This is a genomic window from Desulfitobacterium sp. PCE1 (genome assembly GCF_000384015.1).
Taxonomy (GTDB): domain Bacteria; phylum Bacillota; class Desulfitobacteriia; order Desulfitobacteriales; family Desulfitobacteriaceae; genus Desulfitobacterium; species Desulfitobacterium dehalogenans.
Genome location: NZ_KB913023.1, coordinates 1812653 through 1825810, shown reverse-complemented (window position 1 = coordinate 1825810; position 13158 = coordinate 1812653). Strand labels below are relative to the sequence as shown.

Here is a 13158-nt window from a genome sequence, read left to right as displayed (position 1 = left end):
CTCCTAGCATTATACCAATTCGCTTTCCTTCGTTATCTCATTTCGATTTCGACACTTTCGCTTCTATGATTGAAGCGCATCAGTCTCATGGCATTAAGGATCACGATTAAAATACTGGCTTCATGGATAAACATCCCCGATGCCAAATGAACATAGTCCGACAATACCCCAGCTAAGAGAATAAAGACAATGGCCACTGCAAAGAATGTGTTTTGCTTCATATTACGCACCGTCGCCTTGGCAAGTGCGTAGGCATGAGAGAACTGCATGAGCTTATCCGCCATCAGGACCACATCCGCTGTTTCCATGGATACATCGGTACCGCCTTCACCCATGGCTAAGCCTATATCGGCTGTCGCAATAGCCGGTGCATCATTAATTCCATCCCCTGCCATCGCCACGACATGTCCAGCCGCTTTCAACTTCTTAACAAATTCCACCTTGTTTTCCGGTAGTAGTTCTGCCTGAAATTCATCCAGCCCGAGTTCATCGGCAACTAACTCAGCGGTATGCTTATTGTCCCCGGTCAGCATCACCATTTTCTTGATACCATGCTTTCTCAGTTCCGCTAAAGCTTGATGGGCATCTTCACGGATCTGGTCGGCTATGGAGAAGATACCGGCAACCTGGCCATCTACCGCCGCGAATATTGCCGTGTTTCCTGCCTTTTCACGTTGAAGGGCATAAGCTGAAGCCTCATCACTAACCTGGATATTTCCCGCATCCATTAGCTTCCGATTACCAATCGCCAGCTCGTAACCGTCAACTTGTGCTCGAATGCCATTGCCTTTAATTACTTCACCGTTAAGCACTTCTCCTTCAAGGCTCAAATTCCTCTTATTCGCTTCTTTGACAATCGTTTGTCCTAGATGGTGCTCAGAAATAGTTTCTGCCTTCGCCACCAATCTGAGCAATTCTTTGGCTTCCAGATTAAAGAAGTTTTTCATATCTGTTACTGCCGGTTTTCCTTTCGTTAGGGTACCCGTTTTGTCAAAGACAATTGTATCAACCTTAGATAAGCGATCCATAACCTCTCCACCTTTGACAAGGACACCGTTTCTAGCACCATTGCCAATTCCGGCAACAGTGGACACAGGTGCCCCGATGACCAAAGCACCAGGACAAGCGACAACTAAGAAGGTGATTGCTAAATGGAGGTTACGGGTAAGAGCATAAACGATGATCGATAAGATGACTATAGCCGGTGTATAGTAGTTTGAAAACTTATCCAAGAACTTTTGGGTTTTTGATTTTGATTCTTGTGCTTCTTCCACAAGCTCGATTATTTTTGCAAAAGTAGTATCATCCCCAACTTTTTCAGCAATAATTTCTATATAGCCATTATCGACAATAGTACCACTATAAACCTTATCATCTATCTCTTTCGAGGCCGGCACAGATTCACCTGTAATAGCCGCTTCATTCAAGGTCGCTTTACCGGACACGATACTGCCATCGACAGGAACCTTGCCTCCAGAGCGGATAATAACCCGATCACCTTTGACGACTTCCTCCACAGGTATCGTCAAATTTCTCCCTTCACGAATGACATTTGCCTCCTGTGGCGCCATATCCACAAGTGCTTTTAAAGAAGAACGAGTTTTTTCCAGAGTACGTGCTTCCAAGTAGGCACCAAATAAAAACAAAAACGTAACAACTGAAGATTCGGTGTACTCATGAATATAAAGGGCACCCATGACGGCGATCGTCACCAAGAGTTCAATACTAAAGGCCTTCATGCGCAGCGCTTGGAAAGCCTTGAGGGCGATAGGAATAATGGCGATGAGGGTCGCCGTGATCAAAGCCAAATCCTTATAGCTTTCATATCCTGCTAATGAAAGCAGGAAACCAAGCACGATAAGGATACCGGAAATTGCTGTCATCTGGTTTTTATGCTTATTAATATGCTTCATCATTTTCATACCCCCTTTTGAGTTTTTTAAGCTCCACGGCGTGACCCCAGCTGCCGATCAGACTCCCTAAATGTTCCGCATTTGTCTTTGCCTCATCAAATTCTGTGCGGATCCTGCCAAGTCTCGGAAAGACCTTCACTATTATGACACCATCCTGTTCCATTAGCTTTTCATGGATTTGCTTGCCACAGCCGGGACAGCTCAGTGGTGTTATCTGAAATAGAACTTTGCTCATGTCTGCTCCTCCTTAAGAATTCTTTCTGATGAACCTAATCATAGTGCAAATCCGATCTATTCGCCTTGATTAAAATCAAGATTAGACTAAAAAAGACCCGTTAAATGAATCAGCGCGACTGCCTGTCGCACGTAGAAGAAGCGAGGCAGGGCCTCGCTTCTTTTTGTTATTTAGATCTGGAATTGAAATCCCACCCCAGCCTGCTGGATCAAGGCCATCGCAAAATAAATTATTTAAGAGACTTTCGAAGTTAATACTGAATAACCTAAGTTTTCAATCGTTAGCTTTAGTTTCTCGGCATTCGTTTGGGTATCATCGAATTCCGTTTTTACCTTGCTGGAGCTGAATAATACTTTTACCGAATCAACCCCTTTGGCCTTGGTCAGTGTGGATTCAATTTTCTTGACACAGGTCGGACAAGTTAAGGGCTCTAATTGAAATTCTGCTTTTGCCATAGTAGCATCACTCCTTCAGATTTAGTAACGCTTGAATAAAACGCTGTTTTCCTTGGCGATATGCAGGAAAATATCATCAACCAGCTCATGGAGTTTCTGATAAACTGCTTTCACTGTAGGACAGGCGTACTCCGGTGGTGTGAAATCGTTGGTTTCCTTGATTAAACGCTTAATAATCTTACCGGCACCATCGTGCTCACCTTCTAATTCGTCGATCAGTGCCCTTATGGCCGCACGATCTTCAGGTGTCTTATTTTCTTTAAGCATCGCGGGGAAAAGTTCCTTCTCCTCTTTTGCGAAATGCTCCTCTAACTCCATCTTTAATTCGCTGAAGCTGCGGTGCACATTCAGCATCAAGTCCTTGCCATGCTCATAATGGACGAGCAAAATCAAATTAACTTGCTTATCCAGCTCCTTCCATAAAGCACGCTCGGTTAGATGATGTGTATCAAGGATGAGGTCAATGAGCTCTTCGTCAGAAAGCTCAGTTACCGGTAGTTCCTTGTCTGGTTTTGCTAAATAATTATTGTACTCGTTCTGTACTTCTGCGATGAAATCGATCGACAGACCTGCTTCTTTGATAGCTGATTCGAGGGAGCGATCCCCTTGACAACAGTAGTCAATATGCAGATCATTCAAGCGTGAAGTAATGGCAGGAAAAAAAGTTACAAGTTCGCCAAGCTCTGTTTGACCGTTGATTGTGATCGTTTGTTTCATGAGAAATATCCCCCTTCGTATCCGTTTTTCTTCTTTTGATGCTTTTATTCTAAATCATAACGAAGAAAGGAACCTTGATTAATATCAATTCCGGCTGAAAAAAGAGCAAATAAAATGATAACATCGTGCTTTTCATTATTGAAAAAACAGCATCGCTTTGAGTGATGCTGTTTTTTCTCAATTCTTTCAAACTGGTCAGCGCAATACAATCTTCAATACTTCCGCTTTGAATTGCTCTGTGGAGATCAGCCGATTAGGACTGCTCATCATCATTTCCATCATCTGATATTCTTTGTTCCCTAACCGTAGGGAGCCCTTTTCACTGGATAGTTCATAGTTTGTCCGATTCAACTGCAAATTGCCTACGGTCAGGAGATTGGGGGCAAATTCCGTCTTGCGCCGGGTGATGGCACGAATTCGTGCCAATAATTCCCCCATGGCAAAAGGCTTCGTGAGGTAATCATCTGCCCCATGATCCAAACCTTCGATCCGGTCCTCGATTTCCCCTTTTGCCGTAAGCATTAAGATCGGGGTAGAAATCCCCTTTTCCCGAAGCTTGGTGAGAACCTCAAGCCCATTCATTTTGGGCATCATGATATCCAGGAGGATTCCATCATAGTTTCCGGCCAAAGCCCAATCCAGAGCATCAGCCCCATTATATACCGCATCCACAGAATAATTGTTGTGCTTGAGAATCATGGTTAAAGCATTGGCGAGTTCCAGTTCATCCTCGGCTAATAATAATCGCATCATACCCCTCCCTTTTTCCATGGGATAGACCAGGGCCTTATTTCCAATTATTCTATCCTGTCTAGCTTAAATATACTTTAAAACGTGACTAGCCAAGGAAGCCCAGATGCTCTAAAAGGATCTTAACCCCCATCAAAATCAGAATCACCCCACCGGCCAACTCAGCCCTGGACTTATAGCACTCTCCAAAAACATTACCGATCTTAACCCCCAAGAAGGAAAAAACGAAGGTAGTTACACCAATCATGGATACGGCGGGTAGGATGTCCACATGCAAAAAGGCGAAGGTAACCCCAATAGCCAAGGCATCAATGCTTGTGGCTAAGGACAGAGTGACCATCTCTTTAAGATTAAACCGGTCTTCGATGATTTCACAGGGACCTCTGGACTCCTTAATCATATTCAAACCGATCAGAGAAAGGAGGATAAAAGCAATCCAATGGTCGATTGCCGTAATATAGGACTCGAACCGCGTTCCCAACACAAAGCCTATGAGAGGCATTAAAGCCTGAAATCCTCCGAAAAAAGCTCCCGTAATTAATGCTGTCTTATAGCTCATCCGCCGCATGGACAAACCTTTGCTGATAGCCACAGCAAAAGCGTCCATGGAAAGCCCTATGGCAATGATTAATAACGCCAGATTTCCCATGATCATACTCCTTGCTTTAACTTAATTTTATGGTTCCCCGGATGCCATGAATTTTACTTAATAAATCCATCGGAATCAAAATAAGACCCACGGGTAGCTTTAAGAACTACTCATGAGTCTTGTTTTTTAAGACAAGCCAGACCGAGTGGTCATTATGTTGACTTGCCACATAGCCACGGCTATGCTAACTACTCCCCCATGGAAACGCCATATTGTCAATATTATACCATCTTCCATTAATATTCAACCTGTTTCCCCCCACTGCTCCATAATATTCCCTTTTAAGTCAAAGTGACATCAGCCAAATAATACCCTATAATTATAATGATATTAAAATGTCATTAGAGGAGATTCTCATGCGGTATGGCAGACCCCCGGGGCGAAGCGCTCACTCCCCGCTGACTGAAGAAGAAAAACTCAATAGGCCTAAACTGACTAAAGCTTTTCTCAAACGAATTTTGAGCTATCTTCTGCCTTACTGGCCAAGGCTTGCCTTAGTGTTCTTCGCTATCATTACCTCATCCCTCCTTGGACTCCTTCCTCCTTTATTATCCGGACGTATTATTGACGAGGGGTTGATCGGTAAAGATTTTTCCCTCTTGGCCCAGTTGATCCTCCTTTCTTTTACCGTCTTGATCATCTCTAACTTAATTAATGTCCTCGAAAACTACCTGACTACCTGGGTCGCTCAACATATTATCTACGATATGAAAAATCAGATGTATAGCCATTTGCAGCAGATGTCCCACCGTTTCTTCACAAATAATAATCAAGGAGATATCATTACCCGTATGACCACGGATATCAATGGTGTTCAAAGCGTCATTGTGGGTACCTTGACCAGAATTGTCAGCAATACCATTATCCTCGTTACAACCCTGGCCGCCCTCTTCCAAAAGAATTGGGTCCTGGCTTTGATCAGTATTATCATCGTCCCTTTGTTCATCCTCCCCACCAATCAAGTGGGAAATCGCCGCTGGTCCCTCACCATGGCCAAGCAGGAGCAAACGGATGCCTCCAACCAATTGTTTAATGAAACCTTAAGTGTCAGTGGTCAACTCTTGGTTAAATTATTTACCCGTGAGGATAAGGAGTACACAAAATTTGAGAAAATCAATCGGGAGATCACCCGTTTAAGCATCCGGGAAATTCTCGTGGGCAGATGGTTCCGGGTCATTTTTGATACCTTCACCAATATGGGACCCATGATCATCTACTTAGCCGGTGGCTTCCTCATTATCAAAATGGGCTCAGACCTGACTGTAGGGGATATTACCGTTGTCGTAGCACTGCTGGGACGTCTGTATCTTCCTGTGAATGTCCTTCTAACCATTCAGGTGGATATCATCCGTTCCCTGGCCCTCTTCTCCAGAATCTTTGAGTATTTTGACATCCCCGTTGAAATTAAAAACTCCCCCCAGGCTATCGTCCCCAAGGAGTGTGCAGGAAAAATCATCTTTGACCATGTTTCTTTTCAGTATGAGGGAAAGCCCATCCTGAAGGATATTAATATAACCATAGAAAAAGGAAAGTCCGTGGCTATTGTGGGGCCCTCGGGAACAGGAAAATCCACCTTGGTCAACCTCATCCCTCGCTTATATGATGTGACCGAAGGTAAAGTTCTCCTGGATGGGCAGGATGTTCGGAACCTTGACCTGAACTTTCTGCGCCAGAATATTGGCATGGTTTCCCAGGACACCTATCTCTTCAACGGAACCATTCGTGAGAACCTCCACTATGCCAATGAACAGGCCGAGGAAGCGGACTTGATCAGAGTCTGTCAGGAAGCCAATATCTATGATTTTATCCGCACTCTTCCTGAGGGCTTTGACACTTTAGTAGGCAACCGGGGATTGAAATTATCCGGCGGGGAGAAACAACGCCTCTCCATCGCCAGGGTTCTTCTGAAGAATCCCAAAGTCCTGATTATGGATGAAGCCACCTCTTCCCTGGACTCCATCAGCGAGTCCCTCATTCAGGAAGCCATTGAACCTATTATCAGAGGCAGAACCAGTGTTATTATCGCACACCGGCTTTCCACGATTATGGCCGTGGATGAAATCATTGTCTTACAGAATGGCGAAATCGTCCAAAGGGGGACTCATTGGGATCTGGTCGAGGAGGAGGGACTCTATAAACTGCTCTATGAGACCCAGTTTAAGATTATCCTGGAGGATCTGGAGCAACGCTAAAAAAATACCCTCAAGCTTTTGAAGTCTTGAGGGTATTGTCTTATCACATATTAAACTTGGGGAGTTAACGTCCGTTTTAAGAACTCCCGGGTCCGCTCTTGCTTCGGATTATTAAAAATCTCCTCCGGCGGCCCTTCTTCAGCGATAACCCCTTTATCCATAAAGACGACTCGATCGGAAACCTCTTTGGCAAAGCCCATTTCATGGGTAACCACCAACATGGTCAACCCCGATTCGGCCAATTCCTTCATAACTTTCAGAACTTCCCCTACCATCTCCGGATCCAAGGCGGAGGTGGGCTCGTCGAACAGCATCACATCCGGCTCCATGGAAAGAGCACGGGCAATGGCTACCCGCTGTTTTTGTCCTCCGGACAATTGCTTGGGTTTGGCATTAATGTATTGCTCCATTCCCACAACATTCAGGTATTTCATGGCTACTTCCTCGGCCTCGGCCTTGGAACGCTTCAATAATTTGATCTGCCCTACCAGGCAATTGTTCAGGACATTATGGTTATTAAACAGGTTGAACTGCTGAAAGACCATCCCCAGTTTTTGGCGGTATTGATAGACATCGTGCTGATCATCCAGAATGTTTTCGCCTTTATAGATGATTTGGCCGCCGCTGGGTTTTTCTAAAAGGTTAATACAGCGCAGAAGCGTGGACTTCCCTGAGCCGGAGGAACCGATGATACAGACCACTTCTCCCTTGCGCACCGAAAAATCGATATCCTTCAAGACTTCATTGGCGCCGAAGGATTTGCTTAAATGGTGAACTTCAATGATTTTTTCCAAGGTTTTTCCTCCTTCCTCAATCAGGTCTTGGTTCTGCGCAGCATACTCTCAGCCGTTTGAACCTGCATTTGATTCATAGTATAGCTTTCCGGTCCGTCCATTCTTCTCTCGATATAACGAAGAATACGGGTGATCGTAAAGGTCATAATGAAATAGATGATACAGGCCACAGCGAAAGATTCAAAGTAGCGGAAGTTGTTCCCGGCAATGGACTTGGTTTGGAAATACAATTCCGTCACGGAGATCACATTGAGAACGGAAGTATCCTTAATATTGATTACAAATTCATTCCCCGTAGCCGGAAGAATATTACGGATAACCTGAGGCAAAACCACATTGGTCATGGTCTGGATATGATTCATACCGATAGCATGTGCCGCTTCAAATTGTCCTTTATCAATGGATATAATTCCCCCGCGAACGATCTCCGACATATAGGCTCCGGTATTAATAGACACAATAAAGACAGCCGCAAAGATGCGGTTCATATGGATATCAAAGGCTAACGCCGATCCGTAATAAATGACCATAGCCTGAACGATCATAGGGGTTCCCCGGAAGAACTCAATATAGCTTGCCAAAAGAGCATTGACCACTTTCAGAAAGATGCGTTTCATCCCCCGTTCCGGCATGGGGACGGTGCGTATAACACCGATAATAAGTCCGATGAGGGAGCCGATGATAGTACCAATGATAGAGATTAATAGGGTGAACCCCGCTCCACGCAGGAACATGGGCCAGTTTTCGGATACAATGCGTATGAACCAATCTAAGCTCATCATTCTCCTCCTTATAAATATATCAATAACCTTATAAGTAACAGGGCATTCGCAGAAAACATCACAAAACCGACTGCATTAAATGTAGCCGGTTTTATGAAACATTATTCGCAGCGGAATAAAAATGTCCTTTAAAGTGCCTTAGTTAGCTGCAGGTTGATTCTGAATTGCCTTATCCATGATTTGAAGGCGCTCTTGTTCAGAAATTCCTTTTAGGATCTCATTGATTTTGGCTGTAAGTTCGCTGCCCTTTTTCACTCCTACAGCAATGGCTGTATCTTCAGGGGATGTTTGGAATCCATCGGTGAATTCAACCATTTTGAAATCACTGTTGGCCGCTTGGGCACTGACCCCTTCCGGACGCTCGGAAACATAGCCGTCAATCATGCCTGATTGTATAGCTACCCGCATAGCCGGGAAGTTATCCATAGCGGTTTGTTTGGCAACCCCTTCGATCTGCTCAATGACATCATAGTGGAAGGTGTTTAACTGAGCCGTAATTTTAGCCCCATTAAAATCTTTCAGAGAGGTAGCGTTTTCATACTTGCTGCCGTTCTTTACCACCATAACCAGATCGGACTGGTAATAAATATCGGAGAAATCAATAGTTTCTTTCCGTTTTTCAGTCGGGGACATCCCGGCGATAATCGCATCGATTTTCCCGGAAGTTAAAGCAGGAACAAGACCATCCCATTCGGTTTTAACAATGACCAGTTCTTTTCCTAAACCTTCAGCAATCTTTTTGGCGATTTCCACATCGTAACCACCGGCATATTCAGCGCCGCCCTCAATTTTGACTCCGCCGTTGGCAGCATCCATCTGAGTCCAGTTAAAGGGGGCATAACCTGCCTCCAAGCCGACTTTGAATGTATTGCCTTCATTTCCCGCGGCCGGTGTTTGGGCATTTCCCTGACTACCTGAACTGCAGCCCGTGACCAACAGCATGGCCGCAAGCACCCCTGCCATGACTAATGATAATTTTCTCTTCATTGCTGAACCCTCTCCTTCTTCTCATTACCTGATTTTCATAAAATATTAAATAGTGTGAAAAATAAATGAGACCTGAGTTGGTACTCAGGTCGCAAAAGTCCTATTGCCCTTAAACCCCTCTTTTCCCCCGCCGAGATAGCACAACTCAATAAACCGGGACGTCTATTGAGACAGTTCTGCAGTTGTTCACTGCAGACCCAGCCCATAATACTGAGCGTATTAAAAGCTTCGGCGATATTTCCTTCTCCTTGTTCTCCTCGCTGCTCGTGCTCCAAAAAGGACTGTTAAATATCGCAACCTCTACCCCACCTGAAAAGTGAGGTTCACTATGAATTTATCTTCAGTCTACAATAACATAAGACAGCTTGTCAACCCGAACCGGTTTTGTATTATGTATGTATATCATCCGGTAATTTCTTTAGAGGAAATTTAATGAAACTGTAGAATCTAGTTTATACTAGAGGAACCCATCACTCTCTAGTTATATAAGGAATGGAGGATTAACAAATGAACCAACAAAGAACATTAAAACATCTTATGGATGCTTTTGCCGGTGAATCCCAAGCCAATAGAAAGTACCTTGCTTACGCAAAAAAGGCCGAAAAAGATGGTAACCTCAACGCCGCCAAACTCTTTCGGGCAGCGGCTGATGCTGAGACCCTGCATGCCCTCAGGGAATTGGAGCTCGCTGGTAAAGTAGGTTCCACCGTGGATAATCTGAAGGATGGAATCGCCGGTGAAACCTATGAGTTCGAAAGCATGTACCCTGATTTTATTAAAGTCGCTGAAGAAGAAGGCAATAAAGCAGCAGTGACCACCTTTACTTTTGCAATGAAAGCAGAAGAAGTCCATGCCAAGCTCTATAAAGATGCTTTAGAGAACTTAGACGCAACCGAAGAAGTCTTCTATTACCTCTGCCCTGTCTGTGGCAACATCGAGAAAATCGTCCCCGAAAAGTGTTTTATCTGTAATGTACCCGGGGATAAATTCATTAAGTACTAAAGTTAAGCATACTAAGGTTAATGGATCAGCAGGTCTATGAGTCCGACCTTGTCGGTAAGCACGGGTCGCCCTTAAAGGGCGATCCGTGCTTTTTTTCTTATCCATGTTTCAGGACTTGAAAAGTCTTGACCACCCCACCTATAATTAAAATAAGGCTTGAACTGTTTACTCTTAAAGGAGTTGTGTTTCATTGGAACCAAAAAAGACCTCAGCTATTTTCTTTGCCGTCCTCGCCGCCTTGCTTTTTGGCATTAGTTCTCCTGTCTCTAAATTGTTACTGGCGGAAATCTCCCCTACCATGATGGCTGCCCTCCTCTATCTGGGCGCGGGACTGGGGATGTGTGCTGTTCGCTTATTTAGCCGTACACAGGGATCGGAAGTTAAGGAAGCCCGAATCACCCAAAAGGATTTCCCCTATGTCTTGGCCATGATTGTCTTGGATATTGCCGCTCCCGTATTTTTAATGGTGGGCTTAGCTTTAAGCTCAGCAGCTCATGCTTCTCTTTTAGGAAATTTTGAAATTGTGGCAACCTCTCTCATTGCCTTACTTATCTTCAAAGAATCCATAGGCAAGCGCTTATGGGCCGCACTCGCCTTAATTACTTTGGCCAGCATTATTCTTTCTGTGGAAGATCTCAGCAACTTTACACTCTCCCTAGGATCAATCTTTGTTTTGCTGTCATGCATTTGCTGGGGATTTGAAAACAATTGCACGAGAAAGCTCTCCATAAAAGACCCCATGGATATCGTCATTATTAAGGGCTTAGGCTCGGGTATGGGGGCTTTAGCTTTAGCACTGCTCCTTAAAGAAGGGTTCAGCAGTATCGGGTATAGCTTATGTGCACTTTTGCTGGGTTTTGTCGCTTATGGATTGAGTATCTTCTTTTATGTGCGGGCACAACGAGAATTAGGCGCAGCGAGAACCAGTGCTTATTATGCACTGGCTCCTTTCATCGGAGTTGGTTTATCCTTTGGGATCTTCAGGGAAATACCCACTCCCTCTTTTCTCATCGCCTTAGGGGTTATGATCGCAGGAGCCTATTTGGCCTCCAGTGAAGATCATGAGCATCTTCATGAGCATCCTGCCCTCACTCATGAGCACCGCCATTCCCATAAAGATCACCATCATAATCATCCTCACCCGGATTCCTTTGATGGTGAGCACAGCCACATCCATACTCACAAACCACTGGCTCATTGCCATCATCACACCCCGGATATACATCACGGGCACATTCATTAGCATAAGGATGCCCGAGATTTTCTTAAATCATTGTTCGAATTAAATACTCCTGTAAATAGTGTGCTATAGGCACATCTGCCGGAAGCAGCTCATAATTCAGCAACTGATTAACACTAACCCATTCATATCGGTCGTGGACCCGCAGCTGGATATCCCCTTGGAGGATCTTGACTTGATAGGCTAATAAACGGATTGATCCTTGAGGATATTCATAGAGGCTTGATTGGATATACGCCTGCACCTCTGTTTCTATCCCAAACTCTTCAGAAAGCTCACGCCTTAAACAGGCCTCGGGAGTCTCCCCCGTTTCCACTTTCCCTCCGGGGAATTCCCAGCCTCCCGCATGCTTTTCACCGGGAGCTCTTCGGGCAATCAGGACTTTTTTACCTTTAACTATAATGGCAGCTGTGACATCTTTCATTGTCTAACCTCACTTGTATATGCAGATTGGGAAGATGATTGATGTTCTCTCTTGAGTTTACAACAGATGCTTGGGTTTAGCCATGTTTGGCTGTGGGGAGTTGGGTTACGCTTGCGAGTCTTTTCCGGGAAGTTGGCTATGCTGTTGTCGTAGTACCTGCAGATGAATGAAAGGCGGGGTTAGGTTAGGTCGGGTCAGGTAGCTTTCCGCACAACGTTCACTCAATAGCTCCCTTTTGTGTGTAAAGCTACGCTGACGGGTCCTTTTTAGCACCGCTTTCCACATCGCTCTGCCCCCAAGCCCTGAAAAAGCATCCCAAGGATTTTGATTTCAGGCAGAGAACGGATTCAAGTGAGCAGGAAAGCAATCTTCGTGAAAAGACAGCAGCGGAGGTCTTGAGCGATTAGATTGCTCCGCGCAGCTTATGGAGTAAACGCCGAAAGCAAAATCCTGGAGACTTCTTTCGGATACTTAGGGAGCCTGCTTTCATATCCTTTCCCTAGATCGGCCAAAAGCCCCAGGACCCTTTGTATCAAAGGACTCTGGGGCTTAATGCGGTCTTGTTTGAGAACTTACAAAAATGCTTTCAACTCCTGCACATTATTTTCTTCGAAACGCAAGAGTCGTTCCATTAGGTTGAGGATATTCGGCTCAGCGTCCTGATATTTTTTGATATTCTTCACTGCATTGATTATACCCATATTGCTGCCGACAATCAGCATTTCGGCGATATGAGAAGGGCTTTTATCAGTCAAAGTCTCAAAGCTAATCATCAGGTAGGTACGTATTTTCTCCAAAGTACTGATACCCTTTTCATCAAAACCATTTTCATTCAACATGTCTTTAGCTGCCTTATGGATTTCCTGATATTCCTTATATTGAGATTTCAGATGGTTTTTGAACTTGTCATCTTCAACGATTTCTATCAATTGGTTAAGGGTTGACACACCCATCTGAGAGTTCTGGTAGATGAAATTTAAGAGCTCAGCATTTCCATTCATAGGAATCACACTCCTTT

General features: G+C 44.6%; 13 protein-coding genes, 1 pseudogene and 1 riboswitch. Of the genes and pseudogenes, 3 read left to right on the top strand and 11 right to left on the bottom strand.

Annotated features, from left to right (window positions below):
* Positions 1–32: 32 nt before the first annotated feature.
* The 6 genes and pseudogenes from DESPCE1_RS0109095 to DESPCE1_RS0109065 all read right to left on the bottom strand — a co-directional run bounded on the left by DESPCE1_RS0109095 (position 33) and on the right by DESPCE1_RS0109065 (position 4725).
* Positions 33–1916 carry a cation-translocating P-type ATPase gene (locus tag DESPCE1_RS0109095; protein ID WP_019850261.1) on the bottom strand — a complete coding sequence of 628 codons (1884 nt, stop codon included), beginning with the start codon at positions 1914–1916 and terminating at the stop codon, positions 33–35.
* Complete coding sequence (locus DESPCE1_RS0109090; protein WP_019850260.1) at positions 1900–2148, bottom strand: heavy-metal-associated domain-containing protein; 249 nt, start codon at positions 2146–2148, stop codon at positions 1900–1902. Before DESPCE1_RS0109090 ends, DESPCE1_RS0109095 begins: the two co-directional genes overlap by 17 nt.
* A 233-nt stretch (positions 2149–2381) precedes the next feature.
* The gene (locus tag DESPCE1_RS0109085; RefSeq protein WP_019850259.1) at positions 2382–2603 is read right to left on the bottom strand and encodes a heavy-metal-associated domain-containing protein; all 222 of its coding nucleotides are present in this window, start codon (positions 2601–2603) and stop codon (positions 2382–2384) included.
* A gap of 21 nt (positions 2604–2624) precedes the next feature.
* Positions 2625–3320 carry a DUF542 domain-containing protein gene (locus tag DESPCE1_RS0109080; RefSeq protein ID WP_019850258.1) on the bottom strand — a complete coding sequence of 232 codons (696 nt, stop codon included), beginning with the start codon at positions 3318–3320 and terminating at the stop codon, positions 2625–2627.
* Between the two features lie 216 nt (positions 3321–3536).
* Positions 3537–4070 (bottom strand): annotated as a pseudogene (locus tag DESPCE1_RS21290) (response regulator transcription factor); the annotation flags it as partial.
* A gap of 88 nt (positions 4071–4158) precedes the next feature.
* Positions 4159–4725: a manganese efflux pump MntP family protein gene (locus DESPCE1_RS0109065; RefSeq protein ID WP_172637603.1), complete on the bottom strand. Its 567-nt coding sequence runs from the start codon at positions 4723–4725 to the stop codon at positions 4159–4161.
* 350 nt (positions 4726–5075) lie between these two features.
* On the opposite strand from DESPCE1_RS0109065, the gene DESPCE1_RS0109060 reads away from it, so the two are divergent.
* Entirely contained in the window at positions 5076–6911 is a 1836-nt protein-coding gene (locus tag DESPCE1_RS0109060; protein WP_019850255.1) for an ABC transporter ATP-binding protein, read from the top strand.
* A gap of 50 nt (positions 6912–6961) precedes the next feature.
* Here the strand turns inward: DESPCE1_RS0109060 and DESPCE1_RS0109055 are convergent, their stop codons facing one another.
* The 3 genes from DESPCE1_RS0109055 to DESPCE1_RS0109045 all read right to left on the bottom strand — a co-directional run bounded on the left by DESPCE1_RS0109055 (position 6962) and on the right by DESPCE1_RS0109045 (position 9474).
* Complete coding sequence (locus DESPCE1_RS0109055) at positions 6962–7705, bottom strand: amino acid ABC transporter ATP-binding protein (RefSeq protein WP_014793711.1); 744 nt, start codon at positions 7703–7705, stop codon at positions 6962–6964.
* A 20-nt stretch (positions 7706–7725) separates the two neighbouring features.
* Positions 7726–8487: an amino acid ABC transporter permease gene (locus DESPCE1_RS0109050; RefSeq protein ID WP_345787841.1), complete on the bottom strand. Its 762-nt coding sequence runs from the start codon at positions 8485–8487 to the stop codon at positions 7726–7728.
* Between the two features lie 138 nt (positions 8488–8625).
* Positions 8626–9474: a transporter substrate-binding domain-containing protein gene (locus DESPCE1_RS0109045; RefSeq protein WP_019850254.1), complete on the bottom strand. Its 849-nt coding sequence runs from the start codon at positions 9472–9474 to the stop codon at positions 8626–8628.
* A gap of 128 nt (positions 9475–9602) precedes the next feature.
* A riboswitch (Lysine riboswitch) is annotated at positions 9603–9785 on the bottom strand.
* 196 nt (positions 9786–9981) lie between these two features.
* Between DESPCE1_RS0109045 and DESPCE1_RS0109040 the strand changes: the two genes are divergently transcribed.
* Positions 9982–10476, top strand: coding sequence for a rubrerythrin family protein (locus DESPCE1_RS0109040; protein ID WP_019850253.1), 495 nt, complete (start codon positions 9982–9984; stop codon positions 10474–10476).
* Between the two features lie 190 nt (positions 10477–10666).
* On the top strand, positions 10667–11719 hold the full coding sequence (locus DESPCE1_RS0109035; protein ID WP_014793707.1) for a DMT family transporter: 1053 nt from the start codon (positions 10667–10669) through the stop codon (positions 11717–11719).
* Positions 11720–11741: 22 nt separating this feature from the next.
* Here the strand turns inward: DESPCE1_RS0109035 and DESPCE1_RS0109030 are convergent, their stop codons facing one another.
* Together DESPCE1_RS0109030 and DESPCE1_RS0109025 are read right to left on the bottom strand one after the other, a co-directional pair.
* Positions 11742–12140, bottom strand: a complete 399-nt coding sequence (locus DESPCE1_RS0109030) for a (deoxy)nucleoside triphosphate pyrophosphohydrolase (protein ID WP_019850252.1) — start codon at positions 12138–12140, stop codon at positions 11742–11744.
* Between the two features lie 572 nt (positions 12141–12712).
* The gene (locus tag DESPCE1_RS0109025; protein ID WP_019850251.1) at positions 12713–13141 is read right to left on the bottom strand and encodes a hypothetical protein; all 429 of its coding nucleotides are present in this window, start codon (positions 13139–13141) and stop codon (positions 12713–12715) included.
* Between the last annotated feature and the right edge of the window lie 17 nt (positions 13142–13158).